Origin of the sequence: Spirosoma montaniterrae (assembly GCF_001988955.1) — a bacterium.
In the GTDB taxonomy this organism is placed as follows: Bacteria; Bacteroidota; Bacteroidia; order Cytophagales; family Spirosomataceae; genus Spirosoma; species Spirosoma montaniterrae.
Map to the genome: position 1 here is coordinate 111,104 of NZ_CP014263.1, position 24,591 is coordinate 135,694.

A 24,591-nucleotide genomic window follows, 5' to 3' on the forward strand; every position below is an offset into this window, starting at 1 on the left:
AGCCTACTTTTGCCCAACATTTTTCTGGAGGTTAAAAGCCTTTAAAAGGTTCTAAGTACTTGGAGCGTAGTACAGAAAAATGTTAACCGCATCGCCAACGATTAACAAACCGTCATGAGTGTTTTAGTCAACAAAGACTCCAAAGTTATCGTCCAGGGCTTTACTGGCTCGGAGGGCAGTTTCCACGCCCAGCAGATGATCGAATACGGCACCAACGTGGTTGGGGGCGTAACGCCCGGCAAAGGTGGTCAAACACACCTCGACCGGCCTGTGTTCAATACCGTTGAACAGGCTGTTGAACAGGCCGGTGCCAATGTGTCGATTATTTTTGTACCGCCCGCTTTTGCTGCCGATGCCATTATGGAAGCAGCCGACGCCGGTATTAAGGTCATTATCTGCATCACCGAGGGCATTCCTACCGAAGATATGGTGGCGGTGAAAAACTACATCAGCGATAAAGACGTGCGGCTGATTGGCCCCAACTGCCCCGGCGTTATGACGGCAGAAGAATGCAAAGTAGGTATCATGCCGGGTTTTATTTTCAAGAAAGGCACCGTTGGTATTGTTTCAAAATCAGGTACGCTGACCTATGAAGCCGTTGACCAACTGACCAAAGCCGGTTTGGGCCAAAGCACGGCCATCGGTATCGGTGGCGACCCCATCATTGGCACTACGACCAAAGAAGCTGTTGAACTGCTCATGAACGACCCCGAAACCGAAGCTATCGTGATGATTGGCGAAATCGGTGGCGGTATGGAAGCCGAAGCCGCCCGCTGGATTAAAGCCGACGGCAACCGCAAACCCGTTGTAGGCTTTATTGCCGGTCAAACCGCGCCAAAAGGTCGTCGGATGGGCCACGCCGGAGCTATCGTCGGTGGAGCCGACGATACGGCAGCCGCAAAAATGGCGATTATGCGCGAGTGCGGTATTCATGTGGTTGAATCGCCCGCCCTTATCGGCGACACCATGCTGAAAGCATTGGGGAAATAGTTGAGTGAAAAATGAAAAATGAAAAGTGCTTAATGAAAAATGTCAAGCGTTGGTTTATCCGAGTCTTACTTTTTTCATTAAGCACTTTTCATTTTTCATTTTTCACTTTAGCGCAGTCGCGCACAACGGGCATTGGCCCCGGTGGTCGTTTCGATCCAATTTATTCCTTTCAGGACGATTTTTTAGTGTACGACGAAGCTACCAAAGCTTATGTGCCGTACATTCTTGAGCAGCACGCCGACCAAACGGCCCTTAGTGCATTTGTCGATTTAGAGAGTAATCGGCGGTACAGCCTGCTTATCGCCACCCAACAAGATGGGTATCTGTTTATCAATGCAGCGTTGAAGCGGAAACTACGGGCTGGTCAGTGGCAGGTTCTCTCTATCGACAGTCTGTATCGGGCCTATCGAACGCCGGAGATTTTTATTACGCTCTATGGCGCACCGGGCCTGATCGATAAGCAACTGCTGATTGCTCACCCGCGCTCGGCCACCCAGAAACCCATCGTACTGCGCGACGATAATCTGAGCGTTCGGCCTCGCCCTGTTTCTATCTATGACGATTTTCTGAGTGCCGGGCTGGTTTTTTTGCTGGCTACGCACGCTTTTTTATTCTCATTTTACCGACGGGCCTTTCTTCGCTTCTACAACCCGCGTGATTTGCTGTCGTTGCGGGCGCAGGAAGAATCATTTTTAATAAATCGTCCGCTGAGCAGTACCAATAATCTGTTCGTGCTGAATCTGAGTTTTTTGCTGGCTTACCTAATTATCTTCGTGCAGAGCCGTAACGTAGACGTGTTTGCGTCGCGGACACTGCTGCTGGGGAGTCAGCCGTTTCTGGCTTTGCTGGGCGAGTTTTTGTTGTTAACGGTCGTAACCTTTCTGGCATTACTGGGTAAATACGTAGCTCTGGAGGTAATTGGCAGTTTATATCGGTTGCCATCCATTATCAATATACATTACTTTAAAGTGCTGCAGTCGTCTATGCTGTTCTTCTCCGGCATGACGTTCGTGCTGGTCGTGGTTGCTTACAACTGGTCGGCTGCTTCGTGGTCGGCGAGTACGCTTTTACTGCCGCTGATTGGCTTTTATATAGCTCGGCTGGCCTTGCTTTACCTCGTTATCCGGGTAGTTGAACCTATCAAGAATCTCTATTTATTTTCGTATCTTTGCATCGTTGAATTGGTTCCGCTTATCATAGGACTGCGATTTGCGCTATGATAGGATGTTTTCTGTCAGTAAAGAGTCAATGAACGAAACCAGCATGCAAGCCACCGAAGCGGGGGTTGTTGACCGGCTCAAGCCCGTAAAACGGCTATTAGTTACGCAATCCCGGCCTGCCGACGAGAAATCGCCCTATTTTGATTTAGTAAGCAAGTACGATCTTCAAATAGATTTTCGTCCATTTATCGAAATTCAGGGCGTTTCGGCCAAAGATTTTCGGAAGCAGAAGGTGAATATTCTGGCACATACGGCTATTATTTTTACCAGCCGAAATGCCATAGACCACTTTTTCCGCATCTGTCAGGAAAGCCGAATCGAGGTCCCTGCCGATATGAAGTACTTCTGTATTTCAGAGCAGACGGCCAACTATCTTCAGAAGTACATCGTCATTCGAAAACGGAAAATCTTTAACGGGACCAAAACCGCTACCGAACTGTTCGACCTGATCAAGAAGCATAAAACAGAGAAGTTTCTGTTTCCCTGCTCGAACATCCGGCGCAACGACATTCCTGAATTTATGGATACCAGTAGTCTGCACTTCACGGAGGCCGTGATGTACGAAACGGTACCCACTGATTTGTCGGACCTGGCTATTCAGAGTTATGACATCATTGCGTTTTTCAGCCCGTCGGGCGTGTCGTCGCTGATGAGTAACTTCCCTGAATTTAAGCAGAATGGCACTCGTTTGGCTGCCTTTGGCCCCACAACGGCTAAAGCCATTGTAGAAGCCGGGCTAACGCTCGACATTGAAGCTCCGTTGCCCAACGCACCTTCTATGACGGGAGCACTGGATTTATATATCAAGAAAGCTAACAATCAGTAAGAACTGGTGGTTAATTGAAGGCTGATTTGCCGAAGCCGCGCCGATTGGTTCGCTTGTGGTATTCAGCCTTTATTTTTGTTCAATATTTTGCGGTTGTGGGCGTTTAATTGTAAACTGTGGCGTGGAGGGCAAATGCTCTGGCCATAACGCTTTACTGCTCCTGTTGTATGACTCGCACACTCTACGTAGCTACGTCGTTTCTGATGGTTTTTGCCCATACCGCGCTGGCACAGCAAGACCCGCAGCTTAGCCTGTACATGTATAATCCGATCTATTATAACCCGGCAGCGGCTGGGTCGGAGGGCGTGTCGCGGGTACAGATTACGCACCGATCACAGTATCTGGGCTATCAGACCAACGTGGGCGATCCGGGCGGTGGGCAAAATACGCAGGTGGTGTCGTTCAACATGCCGCTCAATGGCATCAAAAGCGGTATTGGCGTATATGCCATGAATGACGTATTCGGGCCGTCGATCAATCAATCGGTACAACTGTCCTATGCTTACCGGCTTACATTGAAAAGTGGCGTGTTGGCCTTTGGCGTTCAGGCTGGTATGTTCAACAGGGGTTACGATTTTGGGCAGTTTCGTCCTGGCGAACCCGGAGATCCTACCATTCCAACCGGGCGTATCAATCAATTCAGGCCTGATTTGGGCGCGGGTGTATACTACAATACAACCGATTACTGGATTGGCATAAGCTCGATGCACCTGAATGGGGCCACTTATAACTATATTGCCGACCGTTCGACGGAGGGGGCTAATGGTAAAACATACCTGACTGCCGGGTATCGGCTGGGCCTGACCTATGATATTGATATTCAGCCTTCACTGTTACTGGCCTATAGTGCTCGTGAAGGAATTCGAGGGTCAACGGCAACCGCCAATTTGCTGGCTACCTATGCCAACCGCATCTGGGCAGGAGCTGGTTATCGGTTTGGGGATGCCATTATGATTACAGGAGGTATTAATCTCATGCGTAACAATGCTCTGCGCGTTGGCTACGCGCTCGATCTTGTGGCAGGCGGAGCCAGTACTAAAAGTGCTACGTCGCACGAATTTTTACTCGCTTATGCGCTGCCTACGTCTGATGGTCGTAAAAAGCCCATTGTGCGTACACCCCGCTTCCGGTATTAATGCCTGATATGTATTGACGCTGGTAATGCAGGTACAACAAAATCCGTATAAATCAGATCAATCGTTGATTTACCGTATTGATCGGCGGTAAATCAATTTTTTGGCAGTATTCTTGTTAGGCAGATTGCTGTCGACACGTTAATTTTGGTAGATTAGCCAGTCTAATCAGTTGAGTACATGCAGCATCTGGTCAAACTTTGGAGCAAAAGGCTTACGGAAACTAAATCCGCAGGCTCAATTACATACAATAACCAAACAGAATTTCGTTTCTAAATCGGTCTCGCACAAGAAGCAGGAAAAAATAGCCTACAATGATGAAGTATAATTGGTTTACAAATAGCTCGGCCCGTGTGGTGTTGGTTGCGGCAGTAGTTCTGCTAATGCAAGGTTGTGGCTTTGTGAAGTCAAAATTCGGCGGCAAAGGCGGCAAAGGCGGGGAGGTTGGTGTAACAAACGGCGAAGTTACGGCTACAGGCCGCAAAGGCTGGAAACAGCCGACGCCGTATGGTATGGTGCTGGTGCCGTCGGGATCGTTTGTTATGGGGCAGGCCGACGAAGACGTAGCGGCTACGCAGATTAACATGAACCGGCAGGTGACCATTAGCTCGTTTTACATGGACGATGCCGAAATTTCGAACCATGAGTACCGCCAATACGTAAACGCGCTCCTGGCCGACTCGGTAGCAACATTAGGTGAGGAAGAAATCATGTCGAAGTATTACCCCGATACGACGGTATGGAAAAACGACTTCACGTACCACAACGGCGACCCCATGCTGGAACACTACTACGCGCACCCGGCTTTCGACACATATCCGGTAGTGGGCGTAAGCTGGCTTGCTGCGAAGCATTTCTGCAAATGGCGTACCAACACGCTCGATGATTTCCGGAGCAAAGATGGTGGCTATCGGTCGTTCGGCTTCCGGTTGCCTTCAGAAGCGGAGTGGGAGTGGGCCGCTCGTGGTGGCAAACAGGGCGCAAAATACCCGTGGGGCAACCCCTACGTAGCCAATGGTAAAGGCTGCTATCTGGCAAACTTCAAGCCGCAGCGTGGTAACTTCGATGCCGACGGCTATCCATATACGGCTCCGGCCAATGCGTACAGCCCCAACGAATACGGTCTTTACAACATGGCTGGTAACGTGGCCGAGTGGTGCCGTGATGCCTACGCCGATAACTCGAACGCTATTGTATGGGACATGAACCCCGACAACCAAAATGCCGACGAGCCGCGCAAAGTGGTTCGGGGCGGTTCGTGGAAAGACATTGCCTACTACCTTGAAACAGGTACGCGTTATTACGAATACGAAGATCAGAAACGTTCATACATCGGTTTTCGCTGCGTGATGGATAACCTCGAAGGACGCACGGCATCGGGTCGGGCGGGCCGCGTAGGTGGTAGCAGCAAAAGCAAAACAAAAGCGTCTAAATCGTCTAAAGCCTCAAAGGGCCGGGCCTAATTAATTACATCACTAAATACCACACAAACCCAATTACCCATTACAATCAATAATCGCTATCATGGCAGCACAAAAAGTTAATTTCTTTTGGGATCGGCTGGTCCCGACCATCTACAGCGTAGGTGCCGCAATCGTTGTGACCGGTGCCATGTTCAAAATTAACCACTTACCGGGCGGTACTGAAATGTTGTTCATCGGTCTGGGAACCGAAGCCATTATCTTCCTGATTTACGCTGCCCAAAGCTTTCTTTTTCCGCCAACATCGTCTGATTATCAGTGGGAGCGGGTATATCCTGAACTGGCTGATGAGTATAAAGGGGAGGCCCGCAAGCCTGTTGCTCAACCCAATGGCCTGACCGCCAACATGGATCAGATGCTGGCGCAGGCGAAAGTTACGCCCGACGTGTTTGAGAAACTTGGTACGGGTTTCCGCAGCCTCAACGATACAGTGTCAAAATTGAGTGACTTGACTGACGCCACGGTAGCGACCAACGATTATGCGCGAAACGTGAAAACGGCTTCGCAATCGCTGACCGAAATGAATAAGTCGTACAATACAGCAATTACGGCAGTGAGTTCGATGGCCGACGCTACGGGTGATACGAAAGCACTTCGCGATCAGACGCTGAAAGTTACGAACAGCATGACCGCGCTGAACGCCGTCTATGAACTGGAATTGCAGGATGCCAACAAGCACCTCAAAGCCATGAACGCGTTCTATGGTAGCCTGACCTCGGCAATGGAAAACATGGCCGACGCCAGCCGCGATACGCAGCAGTTTAAGAGCGAACTGGCTAAACTTACCGGTAATCTGGCATCGCTCAACAACGTATATGGCAGCATGTTAACTGCCATGCGGGGAAATTAAGCACTTTACAACTCACCGAATAAAATGGCAGGAGTAAAAGAGACACCCCGTCAGAAAATGATCGGGATGATGTATCTGGTATTGACCGCTTTGTTGGCCTTACAGGTCACGTCGGCCATTCTGGAGAAGTTTGTCCTATTGAATAATAGCTTAGAACAGTCTACTGTATCGGCAAATCGGGTTAACCAATCTACGGTCGACAACATTCGGGCGACTGTTGAAAAATCAGGTAACCGGGCAACTGATTTAGTTATTGTTAAACAAGCCGACGAAGTGCGAAAGCAAACGGCGGACGTGATCGCCCAGATCGATGGCCTCAAACAGCGCATTATTGAGCAGGCTGGTGGCGGCTTAGACGAGACCGGAAACATCAGAAACCTGAGCGAGGAAGAAAAAGTAGCTCAGATTATGATTGCTGGTGGTCGGCGAGGTGAAGCCTACAAGCTGAAAAAGACATTGGACGATTATTTACAGGGCCTGACCAAGTACAGCCCCGCAAAGTACAACACGCTGGCAGCCGACGGAAAAGAAGATCCAATTTCGAGCCGTTCGCCTGAGCAGCGTCAGAAAGATTTTGCTGAACTGAACTTTGCTCAGACGCCCGTTCCGGCAGCGTTGGCCGTGCTCACACAGCGGCAAACCGACATCCGGCGCATTGAAGGTGAAGTGCTGAACGTACTCGCCAGCAAAGTAGGTGCGCAGGATGTGAAATTCGACAAAATTCTGGCAATGCTTAGTATGGAGTCGAAAGTGGTTGTAGCTGGTACGAAGTTCAAAGGACAGATGTTTCTGGCCGCGTCGTCGTCGGGAATTCAGCCACGCATGAGCCTGAATGGTGCGCCCGTGCGTATGCAGGATGGAACAGGTATCGTTGAGTTTACAGCACAGGGCGGGGCTTATGACAAAACGGGTTTAGCTCGTCGGGTGCTGACAGGTTCGATTTCGTACCAAACCGCTGCGGGCATGAAAACCGTACCGTTGCAGGCTGAATACTTTGTGGCGAAACCATCGTACCAGATTGAAACTGGTACAATGCCTCCGCTATATTTAGGTTGCGCCAACAAGCTGAGTATTCAAAGTCCGCAGTTGGGCGCACTCTGGAGTCCGAGCTTTTCGGCAGACGGAGCGAGTGTAGTCTCTTCGGGTGAGAAAGGGAAAATTACGATTGTGCCAAATTCGGCACAGGTATCGCTCAACATCAGCAACGGTGGAAGCCTGTTGGGTACAGAACGGTTTCGGGTGAACCGGGTGCCACGTCCAACGCTCGAATATTTTGTCGGTGGAACGAAAGTAGGCGACCCGCGTGGTGTGCCGGTAGGGCAAGCCCGCAGTGTGCGCGTACAGGCAGTTGCCGACGAAAGTTTCCGCAACTACTCGCCCGATGATGCTAATTTCCGGGTAACGGGGATTACGGTCATTCTGGCGCGTGGTACGCGTAAAGTTGGTCAGGTCAACTTAGGTCCGGGCGGTGGTTCGCTGGGTTCTTTGGCGGCTGAGATTCAACCGGGCGACCGAATCGCGATTACAGTTGACGGTGTGCAACGGCGGAATTTCCAGGGTAACATCAGTGATGTGCCGATGGGTAATCCAATGCAGAGTGTGCCACTGTACTAAACATAACGCAACTGCGTTAATTAGTGGAACAGAAAACGCAGCAAAACGAGAATGCAACCAATGAAACAGGCAAGAACGATGGCCGTAGCCGCAGCCATGCTGGCGGTGGCTGGTGGAGGAGCGATGGCGCAGGAGAAACCAAGCACCGGCACAAACGCGCTGTCGGTACGGGCCATTAATGAGAACGACATTATGATGAAGAAGACCCTTTGGCGTCGAATCGACCTGAAGGAGAAACAGAATCAGTCGATGTTCTCAAAGAACAACGAAATCTCGAAGTACCTGATCGAAGCTGTAAAAGCAGGGCTTTTAGATGCCTATGAAAATGATTCGGTAGCTACGAAACTTACACCGGAGAAGTTTCAGCAGCGCATGATTATGCCCAACTCGGCTCCGCAACTGTCGGCAGAAGAAATTGCCGCTGGTTTTGGCAATGAAGCAACCAACAATAGTGGCGACGGTTGGGGCGACGCAAAAAAGACTGATCCCAAGAAGCCTGCTGCCAAGCCGGCTGAAGATGGCTGGGGCGCACCGAAAACGGCAGCCAAACCTGCTGATGATGGCTGGGGAGCACCTGTGAAGAAGAAAGCAACGGCGAAGAACAGCAAAGGTAAAAAAGGCGCGAAAACAGCCGCGCCTATCGAAGAACCTAAAGTTGACACTGTTGCGGTGGCAAAAGCTCCGGCTGTACCGGCTGGCGATGAGTACTTTGCGAAGGAGTTCAACGTCATGGAGATTAAGGAAGACTGGATCTTCGACCGTAAGCGTTCGCGTTTATATTACGACGTTCAAACGGTTACGATCTACCTGCCCTCCGACAAAAACACAGCGGGTGTAGAAACACCTTTGGCTACGTTCAAGTACAAAGATTTGGATAAGCTGTTCCGGTCAGACCCGAAAAAATTTATCTGGTACAATCCACAGAATCAGGCTCAGCACAAAAATCTGGCTGATGCATTCGATTTGCGCCTGTTCTACGGACGGATTACGAAAGTTGCCAACCCAGCCGATCAGGCTTTGGTTGATATGTACGGAGACCGCGATGGTCTTCTGAAATCATACCAAACCGAATATGAGCTGATGGAAACCGAACACGGTTTGTGGGAGTACTAAAATAAAGCAGTCAAGTAACGCGGCTGGAAAGCCGCCCTGGATTGAGTCAGTATTTTGCTGACGCACAGGGCGGCTTTCCAGCCGCGTTACTGTTCTACCGTATCAAAATATTGCTTCAACTTCGTAGCCCGGTCTTTGCCAACGACCTCAACCACTTCGTCGAACGACGCTTCGCGTATTTTGGTAACTCCTTTGAAGTGCTTTAGAAGCTTTGCGGCTGTTTTTTTACCGATGCCCTCCACGTTTTCGAGTTCGCTGATAAGGCTGTTACGGCTGCGCTTGTCGCGGTGGTAGGTAATAGCGAAGCGGTGCGCTTCGTCGCGAATACGCTGAATTAACTTTAGAGATTCCGACTTTTTGTCGATGTACAGCGGGAGGTTATCTTCCGGGAAATAGATTTCTTCGAGCCGCTTGGCAATGCCAATAATGGGCACTTTGCCGTATAAATCAAGTGCCTTCAGCGCGTCGCAGGCGGCACTCAGTTGCCCCTTCCCACCATCGATCACAATCAAGTCGGGCATGTCGGTGCCTTCTTCCAGCACACGAGTATATCGGCGCGTTACAACCTCGTGCATACTGGCGAAGTCGTTGGGGCCAATAACTGTCTTAATCGAAAAATGCCGGTACTCCTTATTTGCCGGTTTGCCGCCAATAAAGCACACCATTGCTGATACCGGATTTGTACCCTGAATATTCGAGTTGTCGAAACACTCGATACGGTTCGGGATAGTTTTTAGCTGCAAGTCCTGCTTGAGCCGAATAAGTACGCGGTCTTTTTTGCTGGCGTTGGCCGTAGCTTCAGCGGCTGCACGTTCCTGTCGTTCACGCCGAAAATACAGCACGTTTTTCAACGACATATCGAGCAGTTTTTTCTTGTCGCCGATCTGCGGAATGGTGATTTCGGCTTTTAAATCAACGTCGAGCGGGATATTGGTAATGATTTCTTTTGATTGACTACCATACTGTTCACGAAACTCTACAATCATTATCGTCAGCAAATCAGGGTCGGTTTCGTCCAACTTCTTCTTGACTTCAACCGTATGCGTCTGTACGATAGTGCCGTTAACTACTTTCATAAAGTTGATATAAGCACAAGCTTCATCTGAGGCAATCGTAAATACATCGGCGTCGGCAATTTTAGGATTTACCACTGTCGACTTGCTTTGGAATCGCTGGAGTACATCCATCTTTTCCTTGTATTTCTGCGCCTGCTCAAACGCCAATTCACCGGCAGCCTCAACCATTCGATTTTTGAAGTACTCCTGCGCCGGTTTCAAATTACCCTTCAGGATGTGATGAACCTGCTCGATGTCTTTGTTGTAGTCTGTTTCGTTTTGTTTGCCTTCGCAGGGGCCTTTGCAGTTGCCGATGTGGTATTCCAGGCAAACTTTATATTTGCCAGCTTCTATATTTTCGGGAGCCAGATTGTACGTGCAGGTGCGAATGGTAAACAGTTGGCTGAACATATCCAGCACCGTGTACATCGGTTTCAGATTGGCGAACGGGCCATAAAACGTGCCAAGTTTCCGGTCGATGCGCCGGGTCGTAATCACGCGTGGAAAATGCTCATTCGTAACACATACGAACGGATATGTTTTGTCGTCGCGTAATAAAATATTGAATTTGGGCTGGTATCGCTTGATAAGCTGGTTTTCCAACAGCAAGGCATCAAATTCAGTATGTACAATAGTAAATTCAAGCTTCCGAATCTGGCTGACCAACCGAAGCGTTTTGCGGTCATGGCCTTTCGAGTTGGTGAAATAGCTGCTGACCCGGTTTTTCAGGTCTTTGGCTTTTCCTACGTAAATGACTTCGCCCGACGCATCGAAATACCGATATACACCCGGTTCATGCGGCACCTTGGCTAACTCTTGTTTATAGTCGAATTCTGGCATAGGTAAAGCCGCCCGTACCAGCCGGCGGTTTGACTTTCTTTACGAGACAGCCGACCGGGACGGCGGCTCTACAAAAACAACCGACATACGTTAAAGGTTGCCCGAACCACATCATCGTAGGCTGTTTGCATGGCTTCACGAAGCGATTGTGGCTGATTTAGTACAGAGAAGGCGGCTTTTAAACCCATTTGCCGAATAGCCTCAGGGGCAAGGTCGAGTGTGCCGCAAAGCGCGATAACCGGCGCATTGGCGTGTTTAGCCCGGTCAGCAATGCCTTGTATTAATTTCCCCTGTGTAGTTTGCCGGTCGAGTTTGCCTTCGCCCGTTAGCACGAGATCAGCGTTTGCCAGATTCAGATCAAAATCGACGGTTTCCAGTACCAGGTCGACGCCCGGCTGTAGGGCTGCATTCAGGAAAAAAAACGCCCCTGCGCCCAAACCACCAGCCGCTCCCGCACCCGGAATCTGCGCAAGGGCTATGCTGTATTGCTCGTCGACCAATCGGGCAAAGCGACGAAGGCCAGCATCTAACGTAGCAACTGCCTGCTCATCGGCTCCTTTCTGCGGACCGTAAATATAGGCGGCACCTTCGGGGCCAAACAGCGGGTTTGTCACGTCGCAGGCAACGGCTACCCGAATGCCATCAGCTATGTTTGTATCGGGCCGAATTAGTTGGGCAATGTGCAGAAGATTGGCCCCTGTCGGCTCAAGAAGCTGACCGTTGGCATCCAAAAACTGCCAACCTAATGCTGCGGCCATACCAATACCGGCATCTGTCGTGGCACTGCCGCCAATGCCTAATACAATCTTCTGAACGCCTTTTTTTGCAGCTTCCCGAATCAGTTCGCCCGTTCCATACGTGCTGGTATAGAGTGGGTTGCGCTCTTCTGTTTTTAACAAACCCAACCCCGACGCCAGTGCCATTTCGATGAATGCTGTAGTGCCATCACCCGAAATACCAAATCCGGCTTCGACAGACCGACCAAGCGGATCGTAGACAGTGGCCGTGTGCCAGATGCCTTCCGTGGCTTCGGTCAGTACCTGCGCCGTGCCTTCGCCCCCGTCGGCTAATGGCAGGGCCGTAACCGTTGCCGTGGGCAGGGCCAGCCGTATGCCCTCGGTCATGGCGTTGGTTACTTCACGAGCCGTCAGGGAACCACGAAATTTATCGGGAGCGAGCAGGATATGCATGTGAGGTAACTACTGTAAAATTTCTTCCGCGTCTTCGGGAGCGACTTTGGGCGGGATGTATCGCTGCGAGGAGTCGATGTGGTAGCCGCCACAGTCGATGCGGAAGTTATTGGGTTTGCGAAACGGCTCAGGCCGATACTGCGTCAGGGTCGGGTCTTTGTACACTTTCTGCATATACATGGCCCAGGCGGGCATTGCCTGTCGGCCACCCTGCCCCAGTTCGATGGTACGGAAGTGAATGCTCCGGTCGTCGCCACCCACCCACAAACCCGAAACGAGGTGCTGTGTCAGGCCCATAAACCAGGCATCCGAATAGTTAGACGTTGTACCCGTTTTGGCCGCAATTTCATTGCCTCCTTCCAGCAGTTTGTATTGGGTCCGTAGCCGTTGGGCCGTACCATTAGGCTCCTCAACCGCCCCGCGCATCAGGTGCAGCATTTCATAGGCCCGGTTTGAACTGATCACCTGATTGGCATCGGGCGTGAAGGTTTTCAGCATGTTGCCGTTTTTGTCGGTAATCCGCAGTAGCATCATAGGTCGAACCCGAATACCACCATTCGCAAAGGCACAATAAGCTGCCACCATTTCATAGACTGAAACGTCGCCTGTCCCGAGGCAGAGCGTCGGATTTTCAGGCAGGTCTTCGCTCTGAATACCCATCTCGCGAGCGTACTTTATCACCGCAGCCGCACGCGTCTTCTTAATCAACTGTGCGCTGACGGTATTGATGGATTGCCCCAATGCTTCGCGCAGCGATAAACTTCGACCACTATAACGGCCCGTCGAGTTCTTAGGCATCCAGGCCGGGCCGCCGTTGTTGTCTTCACCATGTGCAAATACAACCGGGCGGTCGACCACATGGCTACAGGGAGTCACAAAGCCCTGATCCATAGCCGTTAAATACACAAACGGTTTAAACGTTGACCCCGGCTGTCGGCGGCTTTGGCGCACATGATCGAACTTCATGTGTTTGAAGTTGATACCACCTACCCACGCTTTTACGTGCCCGTAGCGCGGGTCCATCGACATAAAGCCCGTGTTCAGCAGTCGCTTGTAATACCGAATCGAATCCAGCGAACTCATGGTGGTATCTTTCTCATTGCGCTTGCCGCCGTACACGAACACCTTCATTTTCACTGGCTTGCGCATTTCACGCCAGATGGCTTTTTCGTCTTCGCCGTATTCGGCTTTGAGCTGTTTGTAGCGGGCCGTTCGGCGGGCTACGTTCTCGATGAAGCCCGGTATTTCAACGTATTTTTTCGTGCGTCTGTCCTGCTGTACCCACGGATTGCGGCCCCGCCAGTGTTCGTAAAATTTACGTTGCTGATCGCGCATATTCGTCATAATGGCCTCTTCGGCATACGCCTGCATCCGCGAGTCGATGGTGGTGTAAATTTTCAGACCACTCGTATAAAGGTCAAGCTCGGCGCCGGGATTCTCTTCGTTATACTGCCGAATCCATCGCTTGATGTCGTCTTTGATAACCGACCGAAAATAAGCCGCCATGCCTGTATTCTGGTTCTCGATATTAAAGTCAAGTTTAAGCGGCTTACGCTTGTAGGCGAAAAACTGTTCGTCGGTCAGGAATTTGTATTTTTTCATTTGCGACAGTACCACATTCCGGCGTTCGCGGGTGCGGTCTTCATACAGGCGCGGGTTATACAGCGTCGGGTTTTTGAGCATACCGACCAGCATAGCCGCTTCTTCAACGTCTAACTGCCAGGGTTCTTTATCGAAATACGACTTAGCCGCTGTTTTGATACCATACGTATTATTGCCAAACGACACCGTGTTCAGGTACATCATAATGATTTCCTGCTTGGTGTAATTGCGTTCGAGTCTTACGGCCAGAATCCACTCTTTCGTTTTGGCAATTACCAGCCCAATAACCGGAATGCGGCCCAGCGGCCCACGCAGTTCTTCCCGGCGTGTATCGAACAGGTTTTTGGCCGTTTGCTGCGTCAGCGTACTGCCCCCCCCGAACTCGACGCATTCCGAAACGTCAGAAAACCACTCACTGCCCGAAACAGCGAGCGTGGGTCGATGCCGGAATGTTTTACAAAACGGGCATCTTCAGTAGATAACAATGCCGACACCACATTGGGAGATACCTGCGAAATTTCGATGGGTGTCCGGTTTTCAACGTAGTACTTGCCGAGCAGTTGATTATCAGCCGTATATACCTCCGATGCTTCTTCGCTTTTCGGGTTCTCAAGTGCCTTCAAACTGGGCATTCCGCCAAACAGCCACAGAAAATTATAGCTGACGGCCAATATATACAGCACCAGTAAACCAATGCCAATCAGCGTATACCGCCAGATATTTCGAATAAAATTGCGGTATGTACCAGAAGCAAAGTCGAACATTTGAAGAGAGTGATGTAAAATATCGAATACTGATTACCTGCGTCGGACTGATTCAATAGTCAGCGTTCAACAGTTTATAATTCATTTTCTATTGGCGGTTGGCTGATCGGCTGCTGCCTGCATTTCTTTGGCACGCGACAGTAGCGCACTCGCCGGGTAGTCACGAACGAATTCGTTGAGTGCCTGCCGATAAGGCCCAACGCCCTGCACCTTACCAATCAAAATAGCGCGTAACAAGGCCAATTTATCTTCAAACTGCGTACCGGCCAACAGGCTCATCGACGTCTCGGCGCGGCCAGGGCTTCGGTTGGGTTGTTGCCTTTATACAGTTCGTAAATGTCGGTGTAAACCCTCAGTGCTTTAACTTCCGAGTCGTTGGTATGTTCGGCGGGTTTGCCCACCAGCCGGGCGTAAGACGTGTTTGGGTAGTCGACAATCAGCTTATCTTTCCAGACGGATGTTTTTCCCAACTGCTCATTCGACAAATGGAGCAAATAATACACCTCTGGCTTTTGAATCGTATTGGATAGCTGCTCAATAACCGTTCAAACACCGGGATAGCATCGGCAGGTTGATTCAACTGAAATTTGTAGAGCTTTCCCAATTTGTAAAGCGCGTTTTCGATCTGCTGATGTGCCTGCGCCTGTGCAGCCTGACCAAACGGAATCTGCGCCATCAACGCATCTTTCTGTGCGCGTCGGCCCGTAGTAGCTCCACCCGGCAGACCCGGCGTAGCGTTGATGGCATCGGTCTGCCGAAGGGGAGCGTTAGGATTTTGTGCGTTAGCGGGTGAGTTGCCATTAAGAGGGCTATTCACAGCGGCCACTGCATCGGCAGCTTCTTTGTTACTCCGTCGCCAGTTGTCTTCGAGCGGACGATTGCCCCAGCGCACCGAAAACTCCTGCCGCCCCTGACTCAGCGCAACCGGATTATAGAGCACCCACCGTTCGTTGGGCGGGAGATTGGAGTTCACTGCGCCCGGCACCATGCCAACATTGCCACCCGATGCACGGTCAACGATTTGCTGCGCCAGTGCGGCCTGTTCTTTATCGCGTTTTGCCCGCTCGTCCAGCACATTGTCTAACGCTTTGTCGAGTGCTGCCGGGCTTAGCTGCGCCAGTGCCAGCAGACTGTCGTTAGTACGGATGGTGTTTTTATACAGTACAAACTCATCCAGCGTTTTCTTACGGGCGAGCAGCGTTGCGTAGTTGGGCGATTGTTGCGGCAGCAGGGCCAACGCGCTATCGTGATATGCTTTCGCATTGGCGTAGTCGGCTTTCTTCTCAAAATAGAGCCGACCAATTTCCAGGTACGTACCCGATACCTGCGCCGAGCCCGGCCCCGCTTCCCGAATAGATTGCCGATAGTAATCAATGGCTTTATCGATGCGTCCGCTACGGGCTTCGAGCAAACCCATCGTATAATAAATTTTATCTTTCAGGTCGGCGTTTTTTTGATCGTTCAATAGCCGCTCGAATGTTTCGGCTGACTGCGCCATACGTTTCTGATCGCCGGTCAGGCCATTGCTTTGAATGGCATACAGATTGGCGTAAAACGTCTGATCGTAGGAGGGGTGGGAGCGAAGCACTTGCCGGTACTCGTCAACGGCCTTTTGGGGTTGCCCAATCTGGTCATACAACTGTCCTGCAATCAGGTGTAATCGGGCCGTTGCTTCGTTCTTTTTCAGCATTGGAAAAGTGGCCTCCAAAATACCAGCCGCTGTTGGATATTCCCCTTTCTGCTGGTGCAGATACGCTTTGGTTAAATAAAAATCGCGGGTATTTTCTTTGTTGAGCGGTTGCGTACGCAAGTATTCGGCCACGTTCAGTGCGTTCGTGAAATCACCGGCTTCTGTATACGCCCGCATCAGATAGACCAAAGCCGTGTGTTTATCGTCTTCATTGGTGCCTTTGGTATTCACGTACTTGAACACCTCGATAGCGTTCGGTAAATCCTGTTTCAGCAACCGCGCCCGACCAATCAGAATATAGGCATTATCGAGCCATTTGCTGTTCTGATGCCGCTCTGGTATAATCGATGCTTTTTTGATGGCATCGTCTAACTGCGGCTTCACAGGCGTTACGGTGTTGGAATCGACAGGCAACAGAATCGGCAAAAGCTGATTATAGTTATCCTGCCGGGTTTTAAACAACATTTGTTCGGCACCGTCGATTTGGTCGAGGGCAATGTAGTAAGCGTTAAAATGGGCCGTCAGATTATGATAGCCTTTGCTAACGGGTTTGTTGCTATACTGCGAACACGAAACCAGCCCGCCGGTCAGCCAGACGAAGACCGTTGCACGTAAAAATGGGCGGTTACGAAAATTGAGAAGCATTTGAAAAAAACGCGTAGACACTATAGCCAAAACGTTGCAGACGGGTTCAGTCATATAGAACGTTAGCCCAAATTAACGAAATTTGCTCCTAACCAACATCAGTTACCCCAACGACATGGAAAACCAGCCGGAAAAGTCTGACATAAACAGTGCCAAAAAAGCGGGGCCTGAAACTGATGTAAAGAAAGAAGCCGAGCGCACAACCTCATTTGCGCAATACAGCGGCATCGCCTTTCAGATGCTGGGCACTATCGGGCTGGGTGTTTATGCGGGTCTGAAACTCGACGAATGGCAACAAAATGAACGCCCCATCTGGACCATTGTTTTGTCATTAACGGCAATTGGAGCGTCGCTGTATCTCTTCATCCGGCAATTGACCAATAAATAATGCTCTATTCTACACTCTTTACAGCTTTTGTGGCAATTGTATTTTTTGCAGTTGATCAATACGCACCCGTTGCCTGGCTCCACGCCAAATGGCCGGTGCTGCTGGTCTTTTACCTGACGATTTCGTTTCTGACGCACCGGCTGGTCGATACGGGTTTACAGGGGAATCGGGAGCGATTTATACCCCTGTTTTTAGCCAGCACCGTAGCACGGTTGGTACTCGGGTTGGCTTTTGTCGGTTTTTTCCTCTATCAGGGCATCGATGCCCGCCGAACGTTCGTACTAAACTTTCTGGTGCTTTATATAATTTATACTGGCTTTGAGATGTGGGCCATTAATCGTAAATTGCGCCAAAATTCGTAAAAACGATCAGTACCATCACATGATGCGTTCGACTCTTCATAGATTGTTATTAGCTATTGCGCTCATTTTGAGTCCGGTAGCTTTCTCGCAGGCGCAAGAACACGGGCACGACGACCACGCAGCGGCTCAACACGGCGAACAGAAAGGGAAATTTGATGTGGGTGGAATGATTATGCACCACATTAAAGACGACCACGGTTGGGAATTTGCTCATGGCGTTACGCTGCCGTTGCCAATTATTTTGTACTCGCAGGACCGGGGTCTGGAAGTATTCTCATCGTCGCGGCTGGCGCATGGTCAGGTTTATAACGACTATAAACTTGAGCACGGCAAAATTCACCGGGTCGATGCGGCTGGTAACGAGAATCACGAAGCGCATTTTTATAATTTTTCGATTACGAAGAACGTAGCGTCGCTCATGTTGAGTGCCGTTATTATGTTGCTAGTATTTACGTCGGTTCGGCGGGGTTATGAGAAGAACAAAGGCAAGGCACCCAAAGGATTACAGTCGTTCTTAGAGCCAATTATTCTGTTTGTTCGCGACGAAATCGCCAAACCGAGCATTGGTCCGAAATACACGAAGTTTTTGCCGTATTTGCTGACGCTGTTCTTCTTTATTCTTATCAACAACCTGCTGGGGCTGCTGCCTGGCGCGGCCAACCTCACAGGTAACATTGCCGTTACGCTCGTACTGGCCCTGATTACGTTCCTGATTGTGACCTTCAGTGGTAATAAACATTACTGGATGCACATTTTTAAGCCGTCGGGCGTTCCGGTGGCGTTGTTGCCAATCATGGTGCCGGTCGAAATTGTGGGCGTGTTCATGAAACCGCTTTCACTGATGATCCGATTGTTTGCCAACATCACGGCGGGGCACATCATTATTCTGAGTTTGCTCGGCCTGATTTTTATGGCGAACAGCCTCGGCGGTATGACTACAAGCATCGCAATCAGCCCGGTTGTGCTGTTCTTTACCCTGTTTCTGAACCTGATCGAACTGCTGGTGGCGTTTCTCCAAGCGTTCATCTTTACGTTGCTGACGGCCATGTACATTGGCAGCGCGGTTGAGGAACATCACGAAGCCGATCACGGTATCGGTTACGAAGGCGCGGAAGCGCATTAATTAGCAATCTTTTGTTTCACTAATAAATAGTTAAGTACATGTTCGCAATGTTGTTTGCTTTGTTGCTGGAGGCCACGGGTAGCGTAGCCGTTATGGGTGCTGCCGTTGGGGCTGGTCTGGCTGCTATCGGTGCAGGTCTGGGTATCGGTCGTATCGGTGGTAGTGCGATGGAAGGTATTGCCCGTCAGCCCGAAGCTGCTGGCCGTATCCAAACCGCCATGCTGATCATCGCGGCTCTTATCGAAGCCGTGGCTCTGTTCGCAGCCGTTATCTGTCTGCTGGTTGCTACGGCCTAATTCGCCGTTGCTGCCACAGCAAATCAATTAGGTACGTCGGCTGCATTAGGCGTCGGCACCTGTACCGACCAAGTACACGATGCAGACCCGCCCGATTTGGGATTGCCAGCAGGTGGGTCTGCATCAAACAAAAGATTGATCAGAATCGTACATCATAAATCGTAAATTCATGGATTTGCTTACTCCTGACCTTGGCTTGCTGTTCTGGCAAGTTATTGTGTTTGTCGGTCTGTTCCTCATTTTGCGTGCGTTTGCCTGGGGGCCGATTACGGCCAGCCTGAACGAGCGCGAAAACAATATTCAGTCGGCTCTGGATCTGGCTGAGAAAACAAGGGCTGAAATGGCCGCGCTGAAAGCCGACAACGAAAAGCTGCTGGCACAGGCCCGCACAGAACGCGACGCTATTCTGCGCGGTGCAAAAGAAACCGCCGATAAAATGGTGGCCGATTCGCGCGAGAAAGCCGAAGCCGAAGGCAAGCGTATGCTGGAACAGGCCCGCGAAGCCATGCAGAACGAGCGGCAGGCGTTGGTAGCCCAAATGAAAAAAGAAGTGGTTACACTTTCGCTCGACATTGCGGAGAAAGTACTGCGTAAAGAACTGAGCGACAAAGGCGCACAGGCAAAATTAGTTGCGGACCTTGTGTCGCAGTCACGTTTAAACTAATCGACTATGGCTGTTGCTACCGTAGCATCCCGATATGCCAAGTCGCTGCTGGATTTGGCGAAAGAGCAGGGCATTACTGATACGCTCTATGCCGACATGAAGTTTTTTCGGAATACGCTGACCGATAATCGGCAGTTGAACCTCATTCTGAAGAACCCCATTGTACGGGCCGAAAAGAAGAACGCTATTGTAAAAAGCGTTTTTGGTAATCGGTTGAGTCCCGTTATGATGTCGTTTCTGGGCATTGTAGCTCGTAAAAACCGCGAAGCCATCGTTGATTCGATTGCTGATGAATTCATCAGTCAGTACGACCGAATGAAAGGCATTCAGCACGCGGTTGTAATTACGACCATGCCACTGACCGAATCACTGCGCGAGACGTTTAAAGCGATGATCGCTAAAGAAACGGGACTGACGCAGATTGAACTTGAAGAACGAATCGATCCTAAATTGATTGGTGGTTACGTGCTACGTATCGGCGACCGGCAAATCGATGGGTCAATTCGGAGCCAACTGAATAATATCCGGTTGCAGTTTATGAATTAATTTCCTGTAGAGAGGAACAGAAATGACAAAAGCCATTACTCGACGTAATGGCTTTTGTCATTTCTGTTCCTCTCGAACGTCAGCTCGTTTTGATAGATCGACAGATTAGCGAATGAATCATAATCTTCACCACCACTTTTCATGACCTACGGCTGGTTTCCAGGTGGACTTTGGTTCGAAATGCCGCCACAGCAGGGCCGAAACGGTACGGAGCAGTGTGAAGCCTTCGTTGGCGCGTTCCCAGCTTTCGTCCTGTTGGTTTTTGGTCATCAGGCAAAAAACGTACTCGCCGTGGGGCGCATGAACCAGCACCACTTCTGACCGAGACCGGTTTACGGCCCCGTTTTTAGTTGCCACTTTTATGTCGGGCGGTATCTGTGAAAGGGCGTCGTTGTCCCAATATTGTCGCCCCAGATTTCGGTACATTTCCTCGCTGGCGTCGGGGCTAATGGCGCGGCCCTGCCGGATATAGACCATCAATTCGGCTAACTCGCGGGGGGTGGTTTGGCCCCAGCCGTAGCGCGACCGGAAAGCTTCGCGGCCCGGCGTTCGGGAGTTGACACGCGTTTTCGGGAACCCGTTGGCATCGAGCCACGCGTTAATGGCTGTTCCTCCCCCGGCAAGTGCCTGACACCACAAACTGGCCGTGTTATCGCTTACGGTTTCCATCAGCATTACCACTTCACTCAGCGGAATTTTAGCCCCGTCGCGTAATTGGCCCGTAATGCCATCATCGTAATGCAGCGAGTCTTTGTAGACCAATTCCTGGCCGTATTTGAGTTCGCCTTTGTGAATTTTATCGAACAAACCGCACATGATTGGGACTTTGATAGTGCTGGCGGTTGGGAACAGTGTGTCGGCGTTGATGGCTACGGTTTCGCCTGTGCGCAGGTTGCGGACATACACGCCTGCGTCGCCCCGGAAGCCAGCGAGGGCATCCTTCAATTGCAGGTCGAGGTTGGTTTTGCGTTTGGTGTGTTGGGCTGAAATAGGGTTATTGACGAATGTTAAACAGCACAGAAACAGGTATGTAGATAAGTAGCGCATCAGATTTGAACGGGTTTGACAAGTTTGTAATGGGTTCGCTGAAAACCTTCACGTTCGTAGAATCGAACGGTATCGGCACGTTTTTGATTCGTCGTTACTTCCAGATTGATTAGGTTTTCACGATGCGAAAGTTCGGTTATGGCAGTTATTAATTGTCGCCCAATGCGTTCGTTGCGGCAATCGGGCCGGACATACAACTCCTGAATTTCGCCAACTTTGCCGACGTGGTGCAAGGCATATTGCACATAACAACTGACAAAGCCTACAACCTCATCCGCACGTTCGGCAATGAGATAAAAAGCCGCCGGATTTGTCAGATTGTACTGATATACCGCCATAAAACGGTCCAGGTCGAGCGTCTCTTCCTCCAAATCGCACAGAAACGTATAAATGGCGGGTGCGTCCTGTTCGATAGCATCCCTGATTTGTAATATCATATGTGGGGTAAAATAAGCTGGATTATTCTTTTAGACAACAGGAGCAAATAACGTCGCTGAATTGGCTTCTGCATCTCTTCACATTAAAATAATTAAAATATATGTGCTATAGGTACAATTTTATTGACCGTTTTAATAGATTTGCAAAGCAGTACTTAACCGTAATACTTGTTTTGTGTATGCTTCCTCTATCAGCCACTTCGCAGCCAGGCACTACGCGTAGGGTCGCGCTCAATCCGCCAGCAACACCCCTGATTACCATTGATCCCTATACCAGCATCTGGTCGTTTGGCAGTCAACTCAACGCCGACGTTACCCGCCACTGGACCGGCCAGCCGCACCAGCTCAACGGCTTGATTCGGGTTGATGGGCAAACGTTCCGGTTCATGGGCAATCCAACGTTTGCCGGGCAAACGCTAATGGCGTCGGCGCAGCGGCAAGCATATCAGGCTCGCTATGTGACCGATAAACCTCTTACCGACAACTGGACTAAACCCGATTTCGATGATAGCCAATGGGCCACCGGGCGCGGCACTTTCGGTAGTCGGGATAGTGACCCAACCAAGTGGACAACGCCCGATATCTACGTCCGGCGCGTGGTCGAACTCGATCAGGTGCCGGATGGCCGATTGTTGGTGTCGGCTATTCAGAACGACAATTATGAACTGTTTATAAACGGCGAACGGGTTGCCAAAGCGTCGGGGGTTTCGCCCGATTATCGGTTAACGCCCACCAATCGCAACGTGTCGGAGGTGCTTCGGAAAGGTAAAAACGTGATTGCGTTTCATAGCCAAAATTTCGCTGGTCCGGGTTTTGTGGATATTGGTCTGGTAGAAGAACGGCCAATGGGTTTTAAAACCGCTACGCAGACGAACCGGCAGATGAACGCTACCCAGTCGGAATTTACGTTTACGGCTGCTGGTATCGAACTGGTCATCACGTTCACGGCTCCGTTGCTGATGGATAATCTGGACGTGCTGTCGCGGCCTGTGCAGTACATTAGCTACCGTGCTCGGTCTACCGATGGCAAAACGCACGATGTTCAGCTATATACCGACGCATCGGCAGAATTAGCCGTGAATACGCCCAATCAGTTAGTGACGTGGCAGCGAGGCCGTACAACCGCCCCCGGCCCGCAACTCGATTATATGCGCGTTGGTACTGTTGACCAGAAGGTATTGGGCCGTAAAGGCGACGATGTTCGCATCGACTGGGGGCACATGTACCTTGCCTCGGCGGTGGAACCGGGTACGAGTCGGCGGATTGGTTCATTGGCGAGTACACTCAACCAATTTGAGCGCGAAGGCCGCGTAACCGACCTCCACGAGCGAATGCCACGCGTGGTGAGCGATAGTTTGCCGGTGCTGGCAACGAGTATGAACCTCGGCAATGTGGGCGAAAAAACCGTAAGTCGACACATGCTCATAGGGTACGATGATGTAAAGTCGGTCGAGTTTTTCGGGCAACCGCTCAATGCATGGTGGCGTCGGTCTGGCGACAAATCGATGGAGCAGGCATTGCAGGACGCCGAAACCGATTACGCCAAACTGCGGGCAAAATGTGATGCGTTCGATAAACAACTCTACAACGACGCCCTGGCGGCTGGTGGCCCAACGTATGCCGAATTGTGTGTGCTGACCTATCGGCAGGCCATTGCAGCCCACAAATTAGTGGCCGGTCCGAAAGGCGAAGCTTTTTTCTTCTCAAAAGAAAATTTTTCGAATGGTTCCATCGGCACCGTCGACGTTACGTACCCGTCGGCTCCGCTATTTCTGTTGTATAACCCTACCTTGCTGAAGGGAATGCTGGAACCAATTTTCCAGTATTCAGAAAGTGGACGCTGGACCAAGCCTTTTGCCGCCCACGACGTGGGTACGTACCCGCTGGCAAACGGGCAGACTTACGGCGAAGATATGCCCGTGGAAGAATGCGGTAATATGCTGGTACTAACGGCGGCTATTGCGGCTGTTGAAGGCAATGCCAACTACGCCCGCCAACACTGGCCCACGCTCACCACCTGGACTAATTACCTGATTGAGAATGGGTTTGATCCGACAAATCAGCTTTGCACTGACGATTTTGCCGGACACATCGCCCGGAACGCCAACCTGTCGATCAAAGCTATTATGGGCATCGCGAGCTACGGGTATCTGGCCGGAAAAATGGGTGATAAGGCTACTGAAAAGAAGCACATCGATCTGGCCCGTGAGTTGGCCCGTAAATGGATGAAACTGGCCGACAACGGCGATCACTACTCCCTGACGTTTGAAAACCCAGGCACCTGGAGCCAGAAGTACAACTTGGTCTGGGATAAACTGCTGAACCTGAACATCTTCCCGAAAGAAGTGGCGCAGAAAGAAATAGCCTATTACCTGACTAAGCAGCAGCCCTTTGGTTTACCCTTAGACAGTCGTAAAACCTACACCAAATCAGACTGGATTATCTGGACAGCTACACTCGCTGACCGCCCGACCGATTTTGAGACGCTGATTGCGCCCGTACTGAAGTTTGCAAACGAAAGCCCCGACCGCGTGCCACTCAACGACTGGCACGAAACTACCAACGGCACTAAAGTTGGTTTTCAGGCCCGGTCGGTTGTTGGTGGGTACTTCATCAAACTGTTGCAGGCAAAGAGATTAAAGTAACCCCGAGCTGCATAATCAGTATGCAAAAACAACTTAAAATTCTCAGAAATATATGTTGATTATAGCATAT

The 24,591-nt window shown here is 50.6% G+C and carries 22 protein-coding genes and 1 pseudogene; 15 read left to right on the forward strand and 8 right to left on the reverse strand.

Annotated features, from left to right (window positions below; all coding sequences use genetic code 11):
- Nucleotides 1-114 precede the first annotated feature (114 nt).
- The 8 genes from sucD to porN all read left to right on the forward strand — a co-directional run bounded on the left by sucD (nt 115) and on the right by porN (nt 9,227).
- Complete coding sequence (sucD, locus tag AWR27_RS00450) at nt 115-990, forward strand: succinate--CoA ligase subunit alpha (RefSeq protein ID WP_077129378.1); 876 nt, start codon at nt 115-117, stop codon at nt 988-990.
- Nucleotides 991-1,022: 32 nt separating this feature from the next.
- Nucleotides 1,023-2,210, forward strand: coding sequence for a DUF4271 domain-containing protein (locus AWR27_RS00455; protein ID WP_077129379.1), 1,188 nt, complete (start codon nt 1,023-1,025; stop codon nt 2,208-2,210).
- Between the two features lie 28 nt (nt 2,211-2,238).
- Nucleotides 2,239-3,036: a uroporphyrinogen-III synthase gene (locus AWR27_RS00460; protein ID WP_157579017.1), complete on the forward strand. Its 798-nt coding sequence runs from the start codon at nt 2,239-2,241 to the stop codon at nt 3,034-3,036.
- A gap of 167 nt (nt 3,037-3,203) precedes the next feature.
- The gene (locus AWR27_RS00465) at nt 3,204-4,172 is read left to right on the forward strand and encodes a PorP/SprF family type IX secretion system membrane protein (RefSeq protein WP_077129380.1); all 969 of its coding nucleotides are present in this window, start codon (nt 3,204-3,206) and stop codon (nt 4,170-4,172) included.
- A gap of 311 nt (nt 4,173-4,483) precedes the next feature.
- On the forward strand, nt 4,484-5,632 hold the full coding sequence (gene porK, locus AWR27_RS00470; RefSeq protein WP_077129381.1) for a T9SS ring complex lipoprotein PorK/GldK: 1,149 nt from the start codon (nt 4,484-4,486) through the stop codon (nt 5,630-5,632).
- A gap of 61 nt (nt 5,633-5,693) precedes the next feature.
- Complete coding sequence (gene porL / locus AWR27_RS00475) at nt 5,694-6,500, forward strand: type IX secretion system motor protein PorL/GldL (protein WP_077129382.1); 807 nt, start codon at nt 5,694-5,696, stop codon at nt 6,498-6,500.
- Between the two features lie 24 nt (nt 6,501-6,524).
- On the forward strand, nt 6,525-8,114 hold the full coding sequence (gene porM, locus AWR27_RS00480; RefSeq protein ID WP_077129383.1) for a type IX secretion system motor protein PorM/GldM: 1,590 nt from the start codon (nt 6,525-6,527) through the stop codon (nt 8,112-8,114).
- A 60-nt stretch (nt 8,115-8,174) separates the two neighbouring features.
- Nucleotides 8,175-9,227 (forward strand): type IX secretion system ring subunit PorN/GldN, encoded by a 1,053-nt coding sequence (gene porN / locus AWR27_RS00485; protein ID WP_077129384.1) that lies wholly within the window; start codon nt 8,175-8,177, stop codon nt 9,225-9,227.
- Nucleotides 9,228-9,313: 86 nt separating this feature from the next.
- Here porN and uvrC read toward each other — a convergent pair whose 3' ends face one another.
- The 6 genes and pseudogenes from uvrC to porW form a co-directional block, all read right to left on the reverse strand.
- Entirely contained in the window at nt 9,314-11,122 is a 1,809-nt protein-coding gene (uvrC, locus tag AWR27_RS00490; protein ID WP_077129385.1) for an excinuclease ABC subunit UvrC, read from the reverse strand.
- 68 nt (nt 11,123-11,190) lie between these two features.
- Nucleotides 11,191-12,312: a glycerate kinase gene (locus AWR27_RS00495; protein ID WP_077129386.1), complete on the reverse strand. Its 1,122-nt coding sequence runs from the start codon at nt 12,310-12,312 to the stop codon at nt 11,191-11,193.
- A gap of 9 nt (nt 12,313-12,321) precedes the next feature.
- Nucleotides 12,322-14,678, reverse strand: a pseudogene (locus AWR27_RS00500) (penicillin-binding protein 1A).
- Between the two features lie 81 nt (nt 14,679-14,759).
- Complete coding sequence (locus AWR27_RS26010) at nt 14,760-14,957, reverse strand: hypothetical protein (protein ID WP_335695403.1); 198 nt, start codon at nt 14,955-14,957, stop codon at nt 14,760-14,762.
- Nucleotides 14,954-15,148: a hypothetical protein gene (locus tag AWR27_RS26015; protein ID WP_335695404.1), complete on the reverse strand. Its 195-nt coding sequence runs from the start codon at nt 15,146-15,148 to the stop codon at nt 14,954-14,956. The genes AWR27_RS26010 and AWR27_RS26015 overlap by 4 nt, the downstream gene beginning before the upstream one ends.
- On the reverse strand, nt 15,115-17,013 hold the full coding sequence (gene porW, locus AWR27_RS00505; protein ID WP_335695405.1) for a type IX secretion system periplasmic lipoprotein PorW/SprE: 1,899 nt from the start codon (nt 17,011-17,013) through the stop codon (nt 15,115-15,117). Before porW ends, AWR27_RS26015 begins: the two co-directional genes overlap by 34 nt.
- A 115-nt stretch (nt 17,014-17,128) precedes the next feature.
- On the opposite strand from porW, the gene AWR27_RS00510 reads away from it, so the two are divergent.
- The 6 genes from AWR27_RS00510 (at nt 17,129) to atpH (ending at nt 20,392) form a co-directional block, all read left to right on the forward strand.
- Nucleotides 17,129-17,401 (forward strand): AtpZ/AtpI family protein, encoded by a 273-nt coding sequence (locus AWR27_RS00510; protein WP_077129387.1) that lies wholly within the window; start codon nt 17,129-17,131, stop codon nt 17,399-17,401.
- Complete coding sequence (locus AWR27_RS00515) at nt 17,401-17,763, forward strand: hypothetical protein (protein WP_077129388.1); 363 nt, start codon at nt 17,401-17,403, stop codon at nt 17,761-17,763. The genes AWR27_RS00510 and AWR27_RS00515 overlap by 1 nt, the downstream gene beginning before the upstream one ends.
- Nucleotides 17,764-17,782: 19 nt before the next feature.
- Nucleotides 17,783-18,886, forward strand: coding sequence for a F0F1 ATP synthase subunit A (gene atpB / locus AWR27_RS00520; RefSeq protein ID WP_077129389.1), 1,104 nt, complete (start codon nt 17,783-17,785; stop codon nt 18,884-18,886).
- Nucleotides 18,887-18,924: 38 nt separating this feature from the next.
- Complete coding sequence (gene atpE, locus AWR27_RS00525; protein WP_083732707.1) at nt 18,925-19,182, forward strand: ATP synthase F0 subunit C; 258 nt, start codon at nt 18,925-18,927, stop codon at nt 19,180-19,182.
- Between the two features lie 169 nt (nt 19,183-19,351).
- Nucleotides 19,352-19,846 (forward strand): F0F1 ATP synthase subunit B, encoded by a 495-nt coding sequence (locus AWR27_RS00530; protein WP_077129390.1) that lies wholly within the window; start codon nt 19,352-19,354, stop codon nt 19,844-19,846.
- 6 nt (nt 19,847-19,852) lie between these two features.
- A complete protein-coding gene (gene atpH, locus AWR27_RS00535) occupies nt 19,853-20,392 on the forward strand; it encodes an ATP synthase F1 subunit delta (protein WP_077129391.1) in 540 nt (179 codons plus the stop codon).
- A 126-nt stretch (nt 20,393-20,518) separates the two neighbouring features.
- Here the strand turns inward: atpH and AWR27_RS00540 are convergent, their stop codons facing one another.
- Together AWR27_RS00540 and AWR27_RS00545 are read right to left on the reverse strand one after the other, a co-directional pair.
- A complete protein-coding gene (locus AWR27_RS00540; protein ID WP_077129392.1) occupies nt 20,519-21,439 on the reverse strand; it encodes a serine hydrolase in 921 nt (306 codons plus the stop codon).
- Nucleotides 21,439-21,876, reverse strand: coding sequence for a GNAT family N-acetyltransferase (locus AWR27_RS00545; protein WP_077129393.1), 438 nt, complete (start codon nt 21,874-21,876; stop codon nt 21,439-21,441). The genes AWR27_RS00540 and AWR27_RS00545 overlap by 1 nt, the downstream gene beginning before the upstream one ends.
- 179 nt (nt 21,877-22,055) lie before the next feature.
- Between AWR27_RS00545 and AWR27_RS00550 the strand changes: the two genes are divergently transcribed.
- Nucleotides 22,056-24,521, forward strand: a complete 2,466-nt coding sequence (locus AWR27_RS00550) for a glutaminase family protein (RefSeq protein WP_077129394.1) — start codon at nt 22,056-22,058, stop codon at nt 24,519-24,521.
- Nucleotides 24,522-24,591: the final 70 nt, after the last annotated feature.

What these genes read in the sequence shown, in the direction of transcription:
- sucD (WP_077129378.1), top strand. Translation starts at nt 115, where the DNA reads ATGAGTGTTTTAGTCAACAAAGACTCCAAAGTTATCGTCCAGGGCTTT.
- AWR27_RS00455 (WP_077129379.1), top strand. Translation starts at nt 1,023, where the DNA reads ATGAAAAATGTCAAGCGTTGGTTTATCCGAGTCTTACTTTTTTCATTA.
- AWR27_RS00460 (WP_157579017.1), top strand. Translation starts at nt 2,239, where the DNA reads ATGAACGAAACCAGCATGCAAGCCACCGAAGCGGGGGTTGTTGACCGG.
- AWR27_RS00465 (WP_077129380.1), top strand. Translation starts at nt 3,204, where the DNA reads ATGACTCGCACACTCTACGTAGCTACGTCGTTTCTGATGGTTTTTGCC.
- porK (WP_077129381.1), top strand. Translation starts at nt 4,484, where the DNA reads ATGATGAAGTATAATTGGTTTACAAATAGCTCGGCCCGTGTGGTGTTG.
- porL (WP_077129382.1), top strand. Translation starts at nt 5,694, where the DNA reads ATGGCAGCACAAAAAGTTAATTTCTTTTGGGATCGGCTGGTCCCGACC.
- porM (WP_077129383.1), top strand. Translation starts at nt 6,525, where the DNA reads ATGGCAGGAGTAAAAGAGACACCCCGTCAGAAAATGATCGGGATGATG.
- porN (WP_077129384.1), top strand. Translation starts at nt 8,175, where the DNA reads ATGAAACAGGCAAGAACGATGGCCGTAGCCGCAGCCATGCTGGCGGTG.
- uvrC (WP_077129385.1), bottom strand. Translation starts at nt 11,122, where the DNA reads ATGCCAGAATTCGACTATAAACAAGAGTTAGCCAAGGTGCCGCATGAA.
- AWR27_RS00495 (WP_077129386.1), bottom strand. Translation starts at nt 12,312, where the DNA reads ATGCATATCCTGCTCGCTCCCGATAAATTTCGTGGTTCCCTGACGGCT.
- AWR27_RS26010 (WP_335695403.1), bottom strand. Translation starts at nt 14,957, where the DNA reads ATGAGCCTGTTGGCCGGTACGCAGTTTGAAGATAAATTGGCCTTGTTA.
- porW (WP_335695405.1), bottom strand. Translation starts at nt 17,013, where the DNA reads ATGCTTCTCAATTTTCGTAACCGCCCATTTTTACGTGCAACGGTCTTC.
- AWR27_RS00510 (WP_077129387.1), top strand. Translation starts at nt 17,129, where the DNA reads ATGGAAAACCAGCCGGAAAAGTCTGACATAAACAGTGCCAAAAAAGCG.
- AWR27_RS00515 (WP_077129388.1), top strand. Translation starts at nt 17,401, where the DNA reads ATGCTCTATTCTACACTCTTTACAGCTTTTGTGGCAATTGTATTTTTT.
- atpB (WP_077129389.1), top strand. Translation starts at nt 17,783, where the DNA reads ATGATGCGTTCGACTCTTCATAGATTGTTATTAGCTATTGCGCTCATT.
- atpE (WP_083732707.1), top strand. Translation starts at nt 18,925, where the DNA reads ATGTTCGCAATGTTGTTTGCTTTGTTGCTGGAGGCCACGGGTAGCGTA.
- AWR27_RS00530 (WP_077129390.1), top strand. Translation starts at nt 19,352, where the DNA reads ATGGATTTGCTTACTCCTGACCTTGGCTTGCTGTTCTGGCAAGTTATT.
- atpH (WP_077129391.1), top strand. Translation starts at nt 19,853, where the DNA reads ATGGCTGTTGCTACCGTAGCATCCCGATATGCCAAGTCGCTGCTGGAT.
- AWR27_RS00540 (WP_077129392.1), bottom strand. Translation starts at nt 21,439, where the DNA reads ATGCGCTACTTATCTACATACCTGTTTCTGTGCTGTTTAACATTCGTC.
- AWR27_RS00545 (WP_077129393.1), bottom strand. Translation starts at nt 21,876, where the DNA reads ATGATATTACAAATCAGGGATGCTATCGAACAGGACGCACCCGCCATT.
- AWR27_RS00550 (WP_077129394.1), top strand. Translation starts at nt 22,056, where the DNA reads ATGCTTCCTCTATCAGCCACTTCGCAGCCAGGCACTACGCGTAGGGTC.